Annotated in this window: 14 protein-coding genes; 8 read left to right on the top strand and 6 right to left on the bottom strand. The window is 62.9% G+C overall.

Annotation, left to right across the window (positions count from 1 at the left end; translation table 11 throughout):
* Positions 1 to 38 precede the first annotated feature (38 nt).
* The 5 genes from hprK to ilvA all read right to left on the bottom strand — a co-directional run bounded on the left by hprK (position 39) and on the right by ilvA (position 5,372).
* On the bottom strand, positions 39 to 977 hold the full coding sequence (gene hprK / locus FB597_RS19770) for an HPr(Ser) kinase/phosphatase (RefSeq protein WP_144770476.1): 939 nt from the start codon (positions 975 to 977) through the stop codon (positions 39 to 41).
* 161 nt (positions 978 to 1,138) lie between these two features.
* Positions 1,139 to 1,612, bottom strand: a complete 474-nt coding sequence (locus FB597_RS19765) for a PTS sugar transporter subunit IIA (RefSeq protein WP_141914258.1) — start codon at positions 1,610 to 1,612, stop codon at positions 1,139 to 1,141.
* A gap of 287 nt (positions 1,613 to 1,899) precedes the next feature.
* The gene (locus tag FB597_RS19760) at positions 1,900 to 2,421 is read right to left on the bottom strand and encodes a hypothetical protein (RefSeq protein ID WP_141914927.1); all 522 of its coding nucleotides are present in this window, start codon (positions 2,419 to 2,421) and stop codon (positions 1,900 to 1,902) included.
* Between the two features lie 471 nt (positions 2,422 to 2,892).
* Positions 2,893 to 3,759: an NADPH-dependent 7-cyano-7-deazaguanine reductase QueF gene (gene queF, locus FB597_RS19755; protein WP_141914257.1), complete on the bottom strand. Its 867-nt coding sequence runs from the start codon at positions 3,757 to 3,759 to the stop codon at positions 2,893 to 2,895.
* A gap of 86 nt (positions 3,760 to 3,845) precedes the next feature.
* A complete protein-coding gene (gene ilvA, locus FB597_RS19750; protein ID WP_141914925.1) occupies positions 3,846 to 5,372 on the bottom strand; it encodes a threonine ammonia-lyase, biosynthetic in 1,527 nt (508 codons plus the stop codon).
* Positions 5,373 to 5,732: 360 nt separating this feature from the next.
* Here ilvA and FB597_RS19745 point away from each other — a divergent pair, with 360 nt between their 5' ends.
* Positions 5,733 to 6,224: a YqaA family protein gene (locus FB597_RS19745; RefSeq protein ID WP_141914256.1), complete on the top strand. Its 492-nt coding sequence runs from the start codon at positions 5,733 to 5,735 to the stop codon at positions 6,222 to 6,224.
* A 33-nt stretch (positions 6,225 to 6,257) separates the two neighbouring features.
* On the opposite strand, the gene FB597_RS19740 is transcribed toward FB597_RS19745, so the two are convergent.
* On the bottom strand, positions 6,258 to 7,262 hold the full coding sequence (locus FB597_RS19740; RefSeq protein ID WP_255517223.1) for a ZIP family metal transporter: 1,005 nt from the start codon (positions 7,260 to 7,262) through the stop codon (positions 6,258 to 6,260).
* 497 nt (positions 7,263 to 7,759) lie between these two features.
* Between FB597_RS19740 and FB597_RS19735 the strand changes: the two genes are divergently transcribed.
* The 7 genes from FB597_RS19735 (at position 7,760) to ubiB (ending at position 17,223) form a co-directional block, all read left to right on the top strand.
* A complete protein-coding gene (locus tag FB597_RS19735) occupies positions 7,760 to 11,773 on the top strand; it encodes an FAD/FMN-binding oxidoreductase (protein WP_144770483.1) in 4,014 nt (1,337 codons plus the stop codon).
* Positions 11,774 to 11,776: 3 nt separating this feature from the next.
* The gene (locus tag FB597_RS19730) at positions 11,777 to 12,217 is read left to right on the top strand and encodes an HIT family protein (protein WP_141914923.1); all 441 of its coding nucleotides are present in this window, start codon (positions 11,777 to 11,779) and stop codon (positions 12,215 to 12,217) included.
* Positions 12,218 to 12,308: 91 nt separating this feature from the next.
* Entirely contained in the window at positions 12,309 to 12,734 is a 426-nt protein-coding gene (locus FB597_RS19725; RefSeq protein WP_144770474.1) for a gamma-butyrobetaine hydroxylase-like domain-containing protein, read from the top strand.
* Positions 12,735 to 12,817: 83 nt separating this feature from the next.
* The gene (gene ubiE, locus FB597_RS19720) at positions 12,818 to 13,552 is read left to right on the top strand and encodes a bifunctional demethylmenaquinone methyltransferase/2-methoxy-6-polyprenyl-1,4-benzoquinol methylase UbiE (protein WP_144770473.1); all 735 of its coding nucleotides are present in this window, start codon (positions 12,818 to 12,820) and stop codon (positions 13,550 to 13,552) included.
* Between the two features lie 349 nt (positions 13,553 to 13,901).
* Complete coding sequence (locus tag FB597_RS19715; protein ID WP_144770472.1) at positions 13,902 to 14,879, top strand: Tim44 domain-containing protein; 978 nt, start codon at positions 13,902 to 13,904, stop codon at positions 14,877 to 14,879.
* A 206-nt stretch (positions 14,880 to 15,085) separates the two neighbouring features.
* Complete coding sequence (locus tag FB597_RS19710) at positions 15,086 to 15,652, top strand: SCP2 domain-containing protein (protein ID WP_144770471.1); 567 nt, start codon at positions 15,086 to 15,088, stop codon at positions 15,650 to 15,652.
* Entirely contained in the window at positions 15,652 to 17,223 is a 1,572-nt protein-coding gene (gene ubiB, locus FB597_RS19705) for a ubiquinone biosynthesis regulatory protein kinase UbiB (RefSeq protein ID WP_141914251.1), read from the top strand. Before FB597_RS19710 ends, ubiB begins: the two co-directional genes overlap by 1 nt.
* Positions 17,224 to 17,377 lie beyond the last annotated feature (154 nt).

Here is a 17,377-nt window from a genome sequence, read left to right as displayed (position 1 = left end):
GACCGCGTGACAGGAATGCCGGTTCCCGGCAAATGGGATTATTCCCCGTTCATCGCGCGCCGCTGGCGCTCGATGAACTCCTTGAGCGTATCGATGCCGCGCAACTGCAGGATGGTGTTGCGCACCGCCGCTTCCAGCAGCACCGCGATGTTGCGGCCGGCCGCCACGGGAATGACCACCTTGCGGATCGGCAAGCCCAGCACTTCCTCGTATTGCGCGTCCAGCGGCAGGCGCTCGTAGTTCTCTTCCAGCGTGCTGCGGCGGACCAGGTGCACGATCAGCTTCAGGCGCATCTTGCGGCGCACCGCGGTCTCGCCGAAGATGGCCTTGATGTCCAGCAGGCCCAGGCCGCGCACTTCCAGCAGGTTCTGCAGCAGCGAGGGGCAGCGGCCCTCGATCATGTTGGGGGCGATGCGCGCGAACTCCACCGCGTCGTCGGCCACCAGGCCGTGGCTACGCGAAATCAGTTCCAGGCCCAGCTCGCTCTTGCCCAGGCCGGATTCGCCGGTGATCAGCACGCCCACGCCCAGCACATCCATGAACACGCCATGCATGGTGATCTGCTGCGCCAGTTTCTTGGACAGGTACACGCGCAGGTAGTCGATCACCTGTGCCGCGGGCAATGGCGTGGAAAACAGCGGGATGTTCTTTTCATCGCACACCGCCAGGATATCGGGCGGCGTCGACAGGCCTTGCGCGATGATGAAGGCGGGCGGCTCGCCGGCCACCAGCTCGGCGGTCTGGTAGGCGCGCGAGGTGTTGGACAGGCGCTGGTAGTACTCGATTTCCTGGTGGCCGAATACCTGGATGCGGCCGGGGTGGATCAGGTTCAGGTGGCCCACCTGGTCGGCGGCCGAGACGGCGTCGCCGGAGATCAGCCGCTCGCCGCCGGGAAAGCCGGCGAACCAGCCCAATTGCAGGGATTCACGATTTTCTTCGTAGAGCTGCTGTATCGACAACGCGGAATAAGTGGGCATGTAGATCCGATTCTGCTGGCAAATGTGAGCGAGGAAAACGTGAATGCCGTGTCCGTGTCATGCGGCGGGCCGGATGCGGCAACTCAAACTGATACAGGGTACCGAATTTGGCGGGATACGCAAACCGGGAGGCGGCCCGTTGCCGTTTTGGCGGCAGGCGCTCAGCCGGCCTTTTCCAGTGACGGTTGCCAGGTCACGATGCGCGAATGCACCGCAGCGCTGTCGGGTTCGGCGGTCAGTTCGTTGCGGAAGGCGTCGTCGGAAAACATCTCAGCGATCTCCGAGAGGATCTCCAGGTGTTGTTGCGTCACATGATCCGGGATCAGCAGGAAGACCAGCAGCTTGACCGGTTGCCCGTCCGGGGATTCGAACGGGATCGGATCGGCCAGCCGCATGAACAAGGCCAGCGGGGCCTTGAGGCCCTTGATGCGTCCGTGCGGGACGGCCACGCCATGACCCAGCCCGGTCGAGCCGAGGCGCTCCCTGGCGAACAGGTTTTCGGAAACGGTAGAGCGGGCGATGCCGCAGTTGTTTTCGAATGTCAGGCCGGCTTGTTCGAAAGCTCTTTTTTTGCTGGAGACTTCCAGGTCCAGAACGACATTTTCTGGAGGCAGGATTTTTGCAAGATTAGTCATGACGCTCAAAGAATTACTACAGAGATGATACTTTGAGCAGGATTATAGGCTGGTTTGTGCGCCTCGCAACGCCCTGAAAGCGTGAAACAAGAGGGGAATTCGAGCCGACCGGCGGGATTTGAAGCGTTAGCGGGATTCTTCGCGGAAACCGGCGAAAGTTGTTGAGAATCAAGTCTTTCCCGCCGTCATCCCCACCCCGCCAGGCGGGGCGGCGCCGCGATAGCGTCGGCCTTTACGCTGGCTTGCGTCCGGGCCGCGCATAGTTACGCATTTACATTTTTACGCATTTACATTTCGATGCGGCCGAAAATCAGCAAGACATCGCCGTTGTTCTTGTTGCTGCTCAGGCGCGGCACGTAGGCGAACATCACCTTGGCTTTCTTGGTGCCGATGGAAGCCAGCGGCAGCGGCACCGGGAAGGGGAAGCCGCCGAAGTAGTCCTGGCGGCTCATGAGCATGGCGGTGCCGCCCAGGCCGACTTCCAGTCCGGTACGCGCCACCGGGAATACCCACTCATAGGCATAGCCGGCCATGTATTGAGGATGGCGATGGGAATCCTTGATCACGAAACCGTACAGCGATTCGTCGTCGCCTTTCTCGTTGCGCAAGGTCTTGCCATAACCCAGGCCCCAGGCATGCTCGTTGAGTTCGTCGAGCTTGTCCTTGGTGTAAGTGCTGCGCCCGTGGTGCGCCACGCCGGACAGGTAAATGGCGCCATCGCCCTTGTCCCAGATGTTGGACATGTGGTCTTTGGTGCTCTGCCACAAACTGTACTTGTTGTCGTCATCGGCATGTGCGGCAAGGGGCATGCCCAAGGCGCAGGCGGCGGTCACTGCGGCCAGCAGGCCTGCCTTGTTGCGGTTGCCGGAATGGGAAAAAAAGGCGCGCAGGCGCGAGATGTTTTTTGTCATATTGTTTGTCTGGTGTGCCAGGCATTCGCAGGCAGAGGCTGGGAATCCGGCGGCATGTTGCTGATGGATATTGATTAACGCCCGGTGTCGCCAGGAGCTGCCAAGATGCGGCGAATCCCCTGAAGACAGGCATTTTCGGGAAAAAATTCCCGAAGCGTCCTGTTTTTTCGTGAGCGATTTGTTACGAAAGTGCCGGTTGCGGCACGCGTCCGTCGGAGCCGGTGCCTGGATGCAGGCATGCCCGAGGCGGACAGTGGCGGTAGTTTACCGTTTGGCGAAAGAAGAATCTGTAACAATTTATTGACAGATCTTCTTGGCGCAACGAAGCGTATCGCCAGCGTGCGGTCATGGCGGTGATCGGGGGCGCGCTTATTGGCGCGCGTTGCGCAATTGCGAAGGCGCGTGGCCGCTGGAAAAGTTGCTGCGCCACGGATTGATGTCGAGCCCCCCGCGCCGCGTATAGCGCGCGTAGACCGCCAGTTTCTGCGGTTTGCAGCGGCGCATGATGTCGACGAAGATGCGCTCCACGCACTGCTCGTGGAATTCGTTGTGCTCGCGGAAACCGATGATGTATTTCAGCAGCATTTCCTGGTCGATCGGCGCGCCCACGTAGTGGATCTGTACGCTGCCCCAGTCGGGCTGGCCGGTCACCGGGCAATTCGATTTGAGCAGGTGCGAAACGAAGGTCTCTTCCACCACGGCTTCATCCTGGGCGGCGCGCAGGATGCTGGCGTCGGGATGGGCCGAAGCCTCGATTTCGACATCCAGCCGGTCCAGCGGCAAGCCGCCCAGTTCGCCGAATTGCAACTGGCCGAATTGCGCGGGTTCGGTCAATGCCGCCTGCACCGCGGCGCCGGCGGCGGCGGACAGGTCGGTGCGCAGCTTTTCCAGCAATTGCGCCGAACTTTCCAGCCGTTCCTGGTTGAACGAATTCAAATACAGCTTGAACGATTTCGACTCGATGATGTTGGGCGAATCGGCCGGCACGGTGAAGGTGGCGATGGCGATCTGCGGTTTGCCGCGCAGGTTCAGCCACGAGATTTCGTAGGCGGTCCAGATGTCCACGCCGAAAAAGGGCAGGGTGCCGGCGATCTGCAGTTCGGCGCGCTTGGGCGCGCGCGCAATGGGAAACAGCAGTCCCGGATCGTAGGCGCCCGGATAGGCCGAGCTCTTGCCCAGCGGCGAGGTTTCCGGCGAGTGGCCGGCGGCGGATGGGGATGGGATAGGCTTGTCCATGGTATTTCTCCTGCGGTGCTGCGTGCTGCGTGCTGCATGCTGCATGCTGCGTTGCTGTTGCGACGCCCCATGCGGGGCGCCGTGGCTTAGCCGAGGAACAGCTTGTACAGCGGGTTCTTGGTTTCGTCCCAGTGGCGGTAGCCCAGTTGCGCGAGGAAGGTGCGGAATTCCTTCATGTCCTTCTTTGGCACCTGTACGCCGACCAGGATGCGGCCGACGTCGCCGCCCTGGTTGCGGTAATGGAACAGGCTGATGTTCCAGTTGGGATTCATGCTGGAGAGGAATTTCATCAGCGCGCCGGGGCGCTCCGGGAACTCGAAGCGATACAGAAGCTCATCGCCGGCCAGTTCGCTTTTCCCGCCGACCAGGTGGCGGATGTGCACCTTGGCCAGTTCATCGTGCGTCAGGTCCAGCACGCCGAAGCCGGCCTTCTCAAAATTGCGCGCGATCTTGCCGGACTCGTCGGCGCTGCCGATCTGGATGCCGACGAACACGTGCGCCGCCTTCGCATCGCTGATGCGGTAGTTGAATTCGGTCACGTTGCGCGGGCCGACGGTTTCGCAGAAGCGGCGGAAGCTGCCGCGCTCTTCGGGAATGGTGACGGCGAACACGGCTTCGCGCGCCTCGCCGACGTCGGCCATTTCAGCCACGAAGCGCAGGCGGTCGAAGTTCATGTTGGCGCCGCAGGCGATGGTCACCAGCGACTGTCCCTTGATCGGATGCTTGCTGTTCTTGGCGCGTTCCACATAGGCCTTGGCGCCGGCCACGGCCAGTGCGCCCGCGGGCTCGACGATGCTGCGCGTGTCCTGGAAGATGTCCTTGATGGCGGTGCACACGGCGTCGGTATCGACGATGATGATGTCGTCGACATACTTCCGGGTCAGGCGGAAGGTTTCCTCGCCCACCAGCTTGACGGCGGTGCCGTCCGAGAACAGGCCGACGTCGGGCAAGGTGATGCGGCGTCCGGCCTTGAGGCTGCGCGCCATGGCGTCGGAGTCGGCGGTCTGCACGCCGATGATCTTGATGTCGGGACGCACCGCCTTGACGTAAGCCGCCACGCCCGAGATCAGGCCGCCGCCGCCGATGGCGACGAAGATGGCGTGGATCGGGTCGGAATGCTGGCGCAGGATTTCCATGCCGACGGTGCCCTGGCCGGCGATCACGTAAGGGTCGTCGAACGGGTGGACGAAGGTCAGCTTGTGCTTTTTCTCCAGCGTCAGCGCGTGGTTGTAGGCATCGGTGAAGGAGTCGCCGAACAGTACCACTTCGCCGCCGCGCGCCTTGACGGCTTCGATCTTCACCTGCGGCGTGGTGGTCGGCATCACGATCACGGCGCGGCAGCCCAGCTTGGCTGCCGACAGCGCCACGCCCTGCGCGTGGTTGCCGGCCGAGGCGCAGATCACGCCGCGCTTCAATTGCGCTGGCGTCAGGTGCGCCATCTTGTTGTAGGCGCCGCGCAGCTTGAAGCTGAACACGCTCTGCATGTCTTCGCGCTTGAAGTAAATTCGATTATCAATCCGTTGCGACAGCGTGTTGGCCAGCTCCAGTGGCGTTTCTTGGGCGACGTCGTAGACCCGTGCGGTCAGGATTTTTTGCAGATAATCGTTACTCATTTTGGTCATGAAGAATGGCGTTTCAGCGCAGTCATATAGTGAGAATGTAAGGAGGAAAACGGCTCGGTAAGCCGGTGTCGGATTCCGCCCGCATCCGCCAGGCGATAGCCGTCCGGGCGCGGGGGAACTAGTCATTATAATGGAGCCGGGCCGTGTGCCGGCATTGTTGGCCGATAGCGGGCATGCCGCCGGCATATAGCATGCATCGGCACAATCGCCCGCGCGGCATGCGCAGCCGCATCTTGATATCCGGCGTCGCGGCATCAACTAGAATGCTGGTTTTGCCCATCTTGCCGCCGTATTCCTGGCGGCAGGATTTTCGCCTGCCTTCGGTAGCCTTCCCATTACCTGTTCCCGCGCATGATCGAATCCGCCGTCCTCTGGCTATTGAATGCCCTTGCCGTTCCCACGGTCGGGCTGACCTCGGTTTTCCTTATCAGCTTTATTTCCGCGACCTTGCTGCCGCTGGGGTCGGAGCCGGCGGTATTTGCCGTGATCAAGATGAACCCCGAGATGTTTTGGCCGGTGATCCTGGTGGCCACGGCAGGCAATACGCTGGGGGGGATGGTGGACTACTGGATGGGATACGGCGCCAAGCAGGCGTTCTCGAAGGAGCGTTCGACGCGCTGGTTCCACTGGCTGGAGCGCTTCGGGCCCAAGACCATGCTGCTGGCCTGGCTGCCCGGCATCGGCGACCCGATCTGCACGCTGGCCGGCTGGCTGCGCCTGCCGTTCTGGCCATCGGTTGCCTACATGGCGATCGGCAAGTTGCTGCGCTACATTGTGATGACCTGGCTGCTGCTCAATGTGCCGGACGGTTTCTGGCGCAGCGTGGCCGATTGGCTGGCCTGAGCGCCTGTTCGGCGCGGCCGGCGCCAGGCGGCGTCAACCCAGCATCACATCCAGCAGCGTCATCGTCACGAAGCCGGCCAGGAGCCCCAGCGTAGCCTGGGTTTCATGGCCCTGGCGGTGCGACTCGGGGATCACTTCGTGGCTGATCACGAACAGCATGGCGCCGCCCGCGCCGGCCAGCGCCCAGGGCAGGGCGCTGGCCGAGACTCCGGTGGCCATCGCGCCGAGTACCCCGCCGATCGGTTCGACCAGGCCCGAGAGTATGCCGGCCGCGGCGGCCTTCATCGGGGAATAACCCAAGGTGCGCAAGGCCAGCGCCACCACCAGTCCTTCCGGAATATCCTGGATGCCGATGCCGGTCGCCAGCGCCACGGCCTTGCCCATGTCTTGCCCGCCGAAACCCACGCCAATGGCCAGCCCCTCGGGGAAGTTGTGGATGGTGACAGCCATCACGAACAGCCAGATGCGCGTGGTGCGCGCCGGGTTGCTCTGGTCGTTGGCCATGGCCAGGAAATGCTGGTGCGGGATCACGTGGTTCAGCGCCAGCACGAACAAGCCGCCCAGCATGATGCCGGTGGCCGCCAGCAATACCGAGGCGTTTTTGGCGTAACCGATGGCTTGCGCCGCGTCCATGGCCGGAATGATGAGCGAAAAGACGCTCGCCGCCAGCATCACGCCGCCGCCATAGCCAAGCATCACGTCTTGCGCCTTGACCGAAATGCGGCGCGTGACCAGCACGCCCAAGGCGCCCAGCGCCGTCAGGCCGGCAGCGGCGCCGGAGCCCAGCAGCGCATGCCATACATGCGGGTTGGCCATGAAGTAGGCGTGCAGGCCCTCATAGGATTTGATCGCCAGGAATACCAGCGCCACCAGCAGCATGGCGATCTGGCGCGGCTTGAGGTTGAGCGTGAGGCTGTCGCCGAGATCCGGTGTGGCGCCGGCTGGCGGCTGCTGCGCATGCTGGTCCGCAGCGGAGGATGACGCCGCGGCATCGTCGGAAGCACTTGTCTGGAAAGGAAAATTTTTGTTCAACGGCACCGTTATCATGGCAGTCTCCCTGGCTGGCGGGTTTGTTGGGCGTCCCTGCAATCCATCCATGCGGACAGGCGCAAGCGAAACAGGCGGGACGTTCCTTCGGGCTATGCCTTGCATTGGGCATAGTCGGCCAAGGTGATGGCTAGATTTTCCAAGAATTCGGTTATCAGATTCTGCAACATAACATCCTCCGTGTTTTTTAGGGACAGCATCCACAGTACATGGAGGGATTATAGATTTTAAGAATCAAAAATAATAAATTGATTGTTTTTATAAATTGAATTGCCTGTAGCTATTGGCCCGGCATTCAAGGCCGCCTGGCGCCGCCATCCCATGATTTTGTTGCGTTGCAAGAAATGCGCACATGCCAATTTCGGCCGGCGCTTTATTGCTAAAGAATAATCATTTGCATTGCAGCCGCAAAACCGGCTCCATCCCGTCGCGACTTTTGGCAATAGGCTAGAATGCACATCCGGCAGCAGATTTATTTTTTTACATTGATGAACGCCCCCGCCCACATCCAAGCCTTGCTCTCAGACGCGCCCCATGGCGCCACGCCCACGCGCTTGCGCGAAATTCCGTACAACTACACCTCGTTCTCCGATCGCGAGATCGTGATCCGGTTGTTGGGCGAAGAGTCTTGGTCCCTGCTGGACGAGCTGCGCGCCAAGCGCCAGACCGGCCGTTCGGCGCGCATGCTGTACGAGGTGCTGGGCGACATCTGGGTCGTGCGCCGCAATCCCTACCTGCAGGACGACCTGCTGGATAATCCCAAGCGCCGCGCCGCGCTGATCGATGCGTTGAACCATCGCCTGCACGAAGTCGACAAGCGCCGCATCGACGTCGGCCAGGCCGATGCCGGCGATGCGACTGCCGCCTCCGATGCCGCGCGCCGCAGCGCCAGCGTGGAAGCGCTGATCAAGGCGGCCAAGAAGGCCGTTGCCGATTTCGCCGAGGAATTCCGCCATACCTATGACCTGCGCCGTCGCGCCACCAAGGTGCTGGGCCGCTACACCGCAAAGGACAACATCAAGTTCGACGGCCTGTCGCGCGTGTCGCACGTGACCGACGCCACCGACTGGCGCGTCGAGTATCCGTTCGTGGTGCTGACCCCGGACAGCGAAGACGAGATGGCCGGACTGGTCAAGGCCTGTATCGAACTCGGCCTGACCATCATCCCGCGCGGCGGCGGCACCGGCTACACCGGCGGCGCCATTCCGCTGACGCCGATGTCGGCCGTCATCAACACCGAAAAGCTGGAACAGCTGGGCCCGGTCGAGATGGAAGTGCTGCCCGGCCTGGACAAGCCCTACGCCACCATCTACTCGGGCGCCGGCGTGGTCACCAAGCGCGTCTCCGATGCCGCCGAGAAGGCCGGCTTCGTGTTCGCGGTCGACCCGACCTCGGCCGAGGCCTCGTGCATCGGCGGCAACGTCGCCATGAACGCCGGCGGCAAGAAGGCCGTGCTGTGGGGCACCGCGCTGGACAACCTGGCCAGCTGGCGCATGGTCGATCCGCAAGGCGACTGGCTGGAAGTCACGCGCCTGGACCACAACCTGGGCAAGATCCATGACGTCGAAGTGGCGCGCTTCAAGCTGGAGTGGTCGCACCCCGGCGAGAAGGGCCAGAAGACCGAAGTCTTCAAGACCGAGATCCTGGAAATCGCCGGCCGCAAATTCCGCAAGGAAGGCCTGGGCAAGGACGTGACCGACAAGTTCCTGTCGGGCCTGCCGGGCGTACAGAAGGAAGGTTGCGATGGCCTGATCACCTCGGCGCGCTGGATCCTGCACAAGATGCCCAAGCAGACCCGCACCGTCTGTCTGGAGTTCTTCGGCCAGGCGCGCGATGCGATTCCTTCGATCGTCGAGATCAAGGACTTCCTCGACGCCGAGACTAAAAAGGGCGGCGCCATCCTGGCCGGCCTGGAGCACCTGGACGAGCGCTACCTGCGCGCGGTCGGCTATGCCACCAAGTCCAAGCGCGGCGTGCTGCCGAAGATGGTGCTGATCGGCGACATCGTCGGCGATGACGAGAACGCCGTGGCCGCGGCCGCCTCGGAAGTGATCCGCATGGCCAACAACCGCGTCGGCGAAGGCTTTGTCGCGGTCAGCCCGGAAACCCGCAAGAAATTCTGGCTGGACCGTTCGCGCACCGCCGCCATCGCCAAGCACACCAACGCCTTCAAGATCAACGAAGACGTGGTGATCCCGCTCAACCGCATGGGCGAATACACCGACGGCATCGAGCGCATCAACATCGAGCTGTCGATCAAGAACAAGCTGCAGCTGCTGGCCGAACTGGACAGCTTCTTCGTCAAGGGCAACCTGCCGCTGGGCAAGAGCGACGACGCCGAAGGCGAGGACATCCCCGCTTCCGAAATGCTGGAAGACCGCGTGCACCAGGCCGAAGCGCTGCTGGAGCAGACCCATGCGCGCTGGTCCTACCTGCTGGCCAACCTCGACAAGCCGCTGCGCGTGGCCAAGGGCGAGCTGGCCGCGCTGGGCCTGGACAAGATGATGCCGGTGTTCGACCAGCGCCTGCTGGAGCAGCCTGAAGCCAACGTCTTCCACGTGGTGCAGGACCGCACCGTGCGCATCTCCTGGAAGCAGGAAGTGCGCGCGCAGTTGCGCCAGATCTTCAGCGGCGGCGCCTTCAAGCTGATCCTGGAGGAATGCCAGGCGATCCACAAGCGCGTGCTGCGCGGCCGCGTGTTCGTGGCGCTGCACATGCACGCCGGCGACGGCAATGTGCACACCAACCTGCCGGTCAACTCCGATCACTACGAAATGCTGCAAGACGCGCACGTCGCCGTGGCGCGCATCATGGAGCTGGCCCGTTCGCTGGACGGCGTGATCTCTGGCGAACACGGCATCGGCATCACCAAGCTGGAGTTCCTGACCGAGGACGAGATCGGCGAATTCCGCGAATACAAGAAGCGCGTCGATCCCGAAGGCCGTTTCAACAAGGGCAAGCTGTTGAACCTGCCGGGTTTCGAAGCCGACCTGTCCAACGCCTACACGCCTTCGTTCGGCCTGATGGGCCACGAATCGCTGATCATGCAGCAAAGCGACATCGGCGCCATCGCCAACAGCGTCAAGGACTGCCTGCGCTGCGGCAAGTGCAAGCCGGTCTGCTCGACCCACGTGCCGCGCGCCAACCTGCTGTACTCGCCGCGCAACAAGATCCTGGCGACCTCGCTGTTGGTCGAGGCCTTCCTGTATGAAGAGCAGACTCGTCGCGGCGTCTCGATCAAGCATTGGGAAGAGTTCGAGGATGTGGCCGACCACTGCACGGTGTGCCATAAGTGCGTCACGCCTTGCCCGGTCGATATCGACTTCGGCGACGTCTCGATGAACATGCGCAACCTGTTGCGCAAGATGGGCAAGAAGTCCTTCAACGCCGGCACCAGCGCGGCGATGTTCTTCCTCAACGCGACCGACCCGGCCACCATCAACGCCACCCGCAAGGTGATGACCGATTGGGGCTTCAAGGCGCAGCGCCTGGGCAACGACATCCTGAAGAAGTTCGCCAGGAAGCAGACCGCCAAGCCCGCGGCCACGGTCGGCAAGCCGCCGGTCAAGGAGCAGGTGATCCACTTCATCAACAAGAAGATGCCGGGCAACCTGCCCAAGAAGACCGCGCGCGCGCTGCTCGATATCGAGGACGACAAGATCGTGCCGATCATCCGCAACCCCAAGACCACCACGGCCGAGACCGAAGCGGTGTTTTACTTCCCCGGTTGCGGTTCGGAACGCCTGTTCTCTCAGGTCGGTCTGGCCACGCAGGCAATGCTGTGGAATGTCGGCGTGCAGACGGTGTTGCCGCCAGGTTATCTGTGTTGCGGTTATCCGCAACGCGGCAGCGGCGACTTCGACAAGGCCGAGAAGATCATCACCGACAACCGCGTGCTGTTCCATCGCATGGCCAACACGCTGAACTACCTCGACATCAAGACCGTCGTGGTGTCCTGCGGCACGTGCTACGACCAGTTGCAGGGGTATGAATTCGAGAAGATCTTCCCCGGCTGCCGCATCATCGACATCCACGAATACCTGCTGGAGAAGGGCGTCAAGCTGGAAGGCGTGACCGGTACCCGCTACATGTACCACGATCCCTGCCACACCCCGATGAAGCTGCAGGATCCGCTGAAGACGGTCAATTCGCTCATCACCACGGTGGACGCGCAGAAGATCGAGAAGAACGACCGCTGCTGCGGCGAGTCGGGCACCTTCGGCGTATCGCGCCCGGACGTGTCGACCCAGGTGCGCTTCCGCAAGGAAGAAGAAATGCGCAAGGGCGCCGACAAGGTGCGCGCCGACGGTTTCACCGGCGACGTCAAGATCCTGACCTCGTGCCCGTCCTGCTTCCAGGGCCTGTCGCGCTACAACGAAGACTCGGGCACCACCGCCGACTACATCGTGGTGGAGATGGCCAGGCACTTGCTGGGCGAGAACTGGATGCCGGAATACGTCGAGCGCGCCAACAACGGCGGCATCGAACGGGTCCTGGTGTAAATGATGAGCCAATGCGAACTTTGCGCCGGCGACGGCGGGGAGCTGGTCTGGCGCCATCCGGATTTCCGGGTGGTGCTGGTCGATGAAGCAGGTTATCCCGGTTTTTGCCGCGTGATCTGGAACGGCCACGTCAAGGAAATGACCGACCTCGCGCCGGCCGAGCGCACCCGGCTCGCCGATGCGGTCTGGGCGGTGGAAGCGGCGCTGCGCGAAGTCATGCAGCCGGAGAAGGTCAACCTGGCCACGCTGGGCAACATGACGCCGCATGTCCATTGGCACGTGATTCCGCGCTACCTGGACGACCAGCATTTCCCCACCCCGGTGTGGGCAACCGCGCGCCGCGAGGCCGACCAGCCCTCGCTGGAGGCGCGCCGCGCCAAATTGCCGCAATTGCGCGAGGCCATCCGCCAGCAACTGTCGGCGGCCGGCCTGGGCGCCGCCTGAACCGGTCCGCTGTCGACGGCGGCCATACTGTCGCCGCTCCGGTCGTTTTTCGCAGCACCAGTCTTCTTCAAAGTTCAAAGCGAGTATCTGCATGAGCTCCAATTCCTCTCCGGTTCCCGTGTCGTTCAAGGTGCGCAAGGTCTCGCGCGTGGTGGAAATCGAATTCGACGACGGCGCCACGTTTTCACTGCCCTTCGAACTGATGCGCGTGTATTCGCCCTCGGCCGAGGTGCGCGGCCACGGCCCCGGACAGGAAGTGCTGCAGACCGGCAAGCGCAACGTCGGCATCGACGGCATCGAGCCGGTCGGCAACTACGGCGTCAAGCCGCTGTTTTCGGATGGCCACGTCAGCGGCATTTACACCTGGGATTATCTCTACCAGCTCGGCCGCGACCAGGGCACGATGTGGGCGGCCTACCTGCAGAAGCTGGAGGATGCCGGTTTCACGCGTGAAAGCGGGCGCGACCATGAAGCCGGCAGCGATGCCGGCGGGCATGCCTGCGGCCACCACCCCTGAGCGATAGCGGCCGGCCGGGTTCGCCCACCGGCATATAATGTGCAATCGGGCAGCCAAGCTGCGCCAACCATATTGACTGAGCCATGACCAACACCACCCATTTCGGTTACGAAACCGTCGCAGAAGAAGACAAGGTCCGCAAGGTCGCGGAAGTGTTCCACTCCGTGGCCGCCAAGTACGATGTGATGAACGACTTCATGTCGGCCGGCCTGCATCGGGTCTGGAAGGCATTCACCATCGCCCAGGCCGGCGTCCGTCCGGGCTTCAAGGTGCTCGACATTGCCGGCGGCACGGGCGATTTGTCCAAGGCATTCGCCAAGCAGGCCGGGCCGACCGGCGAGGTCTGGCTGACCGACATCAACGAATCGATGCTGGGCGTGGGGCGCGACCGTTTGCTCAACAAGGGCATCGTCACGCCGACCGCCTTGTGCGACGCCGAGAAGCTGCCGTTTCCCGACAACTACTTCGACCGCGTGTCGGTGGCTTTCGGGCTGCGCAACATGACCCACAAGGATGTCGCGCTGGGCGAGATGCGCCGCGTGCTCAAGCCCGGCGGCAAGCTGCTGGTGCTGGAGTTTTCCAAGGTGTGGGAGCCGCTGAAGAAGCCTTACGACGTGTATTCCTTCTCGGTGCTGCCGTGGCTGGGCAAGAAAGTCGCCAACGACGCCGACAGCTATCGTTACCTGGCCGAATCGATCCGCATGCATCCCGACCAGGAAACGCTGAAGCAGATGATGGAACAGGCGGGGCTGGAGCGTGTCCAGTATTTCAACCTGACGGCCGGCGTGGCGGCATTGCATACCGGCATCAAGATGTAAGAGCGTGTTTATGATCTCCTTCGGGGCCGTTCAAATGCCCTTTCAGGCGGTCTGCGGTGTTGCAAAGCCTCGCCGGGCCAACCGGCCCGTCTACGTTTTGCGCCTTGCATCCCATCCGGACATGACATTTGACCGACTCCCGACGAGATCATAAACACGCTCTAAGGCATATGCGGTGCATGCTCGCACGGGCGCGCCGCATTGTTGGCAGCGCCGGACGCGGGTGAAGCCATCGACGATTAAGGATGGCTTAAGTTTGCCCCGCGACAATGGCGCAAGCCGGAACGGATGGAGCGGTTTTCCCTGCGGTTCGCTCCCGGTTCAGGCATCTTCGACAAGAGGTCATCGTATGAAAAAATTCCTGCTCGTATTGATGCTGGCGTTGACGTCCCTGACGCTGGTCATGTCGCCGGCCGACGCCAGGCGCCTGGGCGGCGGCGGGTCGTTCGGCAAGCAATCGTCCAATTATTCGCGCCAGGCCGCGCCTGCATCGCCTTCCTACAACGCGGCGCCGAGCGCTGCGCCATCCCGTCCGGCGACACCGGCGGCCACTCCGCAAGGCGTTCCCGCCAAGCCGTCCAGCCCATGGGGGAATATCCTCGGCGGCGCCTTGCTGGGTTTCGGGCTGGGCGCGTTGATGTCGCACTTCGGCATTGGCGGTGCGGCCGGCGGCATGCTGGGTTCGCTGCTGACGATCGTGCTGCTGGCCGGCGCGGCCTTCTTCCTGATCCGCCTGTTCACGCGCAACCGCTATGAGCAGAGCAACAACCCGGTCTACGCTACCCCGATGCCGGGCGTGAGCCCGATCGGCAGCGCCGCCGGCGCCACCCCCGAGATCGGCTCCGGCCTGAAGGACATCAACCCGCCGCCCGGCCATGCGCCCGCGGCGCTGCAAGGAAACGGTTTCGGCAGCACGGCGGCCCAGCCGGCCGCACCGGCCCGGATCGAGAAGTGGAGCATTCCGGATGACTTCGACACGGCCGGTTTCGTGCGCAACGCCAAGACCTATTTCATCCGCTTGCAGGCGGCGTGGGATCGGGCCGACATCAACGATATCCGCGAATTCACCACGCCTGAAATGTTCGCCGAGCTGCGCATGCAACTCACCGAGCGCGGCGCTTCGCCCAACGCCACCGACGTGGTCCAGTTGGATGCCGAACTGCTGGGCATCGAAACCATGGCCTACGACTACATGGCCACGGTGCGTTTCCAGGGGTTGATCAAGGAAGCGCCGGAGCTGTCCGCCGAGCCCTTCGCCGAAATCTGGAACCTGTCCAAGCCGCAAAGCGGCGGCGGCTGGGTGCTGGCGGGTATCCAGCAGGTCTGAGAACCTGGCGGTGCGGGATCAGGCGCCGCGCATGTTGCCATCGGAGCTTGGCCGGCAAACTGTTAAACTTGAAACCGCCCGGCTTTTCGGGCGGTTTTGTTTTTGTCCGGCGGGTTTTCATTGAACCCTGTCGCTTCTTTCACAATACTGGCCAGTCCTTGTCCGAATCCATGCCCGAAATGCCGTCCCTGTCCGCGATCAACCCCATGAAACCCGCTGCCGCCGCAGTCAACCATCTGCTGGCGCAAGAGGCATGGGCGCGCCAGGCGCTGGCCGCGCATGCGGGCAAGGTGGCCTGCATCGACACCGGCGCCGCGCAATTGCGCCTGCAAGTGGCCGCCGATGGTTATGTGCAGGATGTGCCGGCGGAGGCGGCGGCCGACGTCACCATCCGCGTCAAGCTGGCCGACCTGCCCCTGATCGCGGCCAACCGCGAGCGCGCCGTGTCTTATGTGAAGCTGGAAGGCGACGCTGATTTCGCCAACGCGATCTCGCAACTGAGCCAGAACCTGCGCTGGGATGCCGAGGACGACCTGGCGCGCGTGTTCGGCGATATCGCCGCCACCCGCATGGTTTCCGGCGCGCGCGGCCTGTTCGAGACAATCCGCAGCACGCACAAAAAGCTTACCGAGAACGTGGCCGAGTATTTTCTGGAAGAACAACCGATGCTGATACGCCCCCGCATGCTGCAGGACTTTTCCTCTGACGTGGTGCGCCTGCGCGATGACCTGGAACGCCTTTCCAAGCGCATCGAGAAACTGGAGCGCCGCTGATGTTCCTGCGTTCCCTGCGCCTGTTCAAGATCATCCGCGTGGCCATCCGCTACGGCCTGGATGAAATCATCGCCTCCGAGTTCGCGCCGCCGCGCATCGCCCGCATCACCAATGCCATCTTTTTCTGGCGCGACCTGACGCGGCCGCGCGGCGAACGCCTGCGGCGCGCGCTGGAGGATCTCGGCCCCATCTTCGTCAAGTTCGGCCAGGTGCTCTCGACCCGGCGCGACCTGATGCCGCCGGACATCGCCAATGAACTCACGCGCCTGCAGGACCGTGTGCCGCCGTTCGATTCCGACCTGGCCGTGCTGCAGATCCAGAAGTCGCTGGGCGCGCACCCGGACGAATTGTTCGCCAGCTTCGAGCGCCAGCCGGTGGCCTCGGCCTCGATCGCGCAGGTCCACTTCGCCACGCTCAAGGACGGCAAGGAAGTGGCGGTCAAGGTGCTGCGTCCCGGCATGCGCGACGTGATCGACCATGACATCGGCCTGATGCATGTCGCCGCCGACTGGCTGGAACGTTTGTGGGCCGATGGTCGCCGCCTCAAGGCCAAGGAAGTCGTGGCCGAGTTCGACAAGTACCTGCACGACGAGCTCGACCTGATGCGCGAAGCCGCCAACGCCAGCCAGTTGCGCCGCAACTTCGCCGAATCGACGTTGCTGATCGTGCCCGAGATGTATTGGGACTATTGCTCTTCGTCGGTGATCGTGATGGAGCGCATGCACGGCATCCCGATCTCGCAGACCGAGCGCCTGCGCGAAGAGGGCGTGGACCTGTCCAAGCTGTCGCGCGACGGCGTCGAGATCTTCTTCACCCAGGTGTTCCGCGACGGCTTCTTCCATGCCGACATGCACCCCGGCAACATTCTGGTATCGGTGGCGCCGGAGACTTTCGGCCGCTATATCGCGCTGGATTTCGGCATCGTCGGCACACTCAACGATTTCGACAAGGATTACCTGTCGCAGAATTTCCTGGCCTTCTTCCGCCGCGACTACAAGCGCGTGGCCGAGGCCCACATCGAGTCCGGCTGGGCGCCCAAGGACACCCGCGTCGATGAGCTGGAGGCGGCGGTGCGGGCATGCTGCGAACCGATCTTCGACCGGCCGCTGAAGGACATATCCTTCGGCCAGGTGCTGCTGCGCCTGTTCCAGACTTCGCGCCGCTTCAATGTCGAGGTGCAGCCGCAACTGGTGCTGCTGCAAAAGACGCTGTTGAACGTCGAAGGCCTGGGGCGCCAGCTCGATCCCGACCTCGATTTGTGGAAGACCGCCAAGCCGTACCTGGAACGCTGGATGAGCGAGCAGATCGGCTGGCGTGGTTTCGTGGAACAGTTGAAGGTCGAGGTGCCACGTTATAGCCGCCTGCTGCCGCAGATCCCGCGCCTGGTGCAGCAGGCCCTGACCAAGTACAACGACGGCGATGGCCAGCCGCAGAGCGGCGAACTGCTCAAGAAGCTGCTGGCCGAGCAGCGCCGCACCAACATGCTGCTGGGGGTGATCGTGTATTTCGGCGGCGGCCTGATCGGTGGCATCGTCGTGGTCCAGGTGCTGATGCGCCTGCTGCGCTTCTGAGCGGCATCGGCCAGCGTCGGGCCTGCAGCAAAAAACGCCGGCGCATGCCGGCGTTTCGCATCGCCGCCATCGAACAGGAAAAGGGAAGGAACGCCAATTGGGAAATGAAGACCAGCTCCAGCCGGATACGGATACGGATACGGATACGCGCGTG

The organism is Herbaspirillum sp. SJZ099 (genome assembly GCF_007828355.1).
In the GTDB taxonomy this organism is placed as follows: Bacteria; Pseudomonadota; Gammaproteobacteria; order Burkholderiales; family Burkholderiaceae_D; genus Herbaspirillum.
The sequence above is the reverse complement of the archived record's forward strand: the minus strand, read 5'-3'. Positions and strand labels throughout refer to the sequence as shown.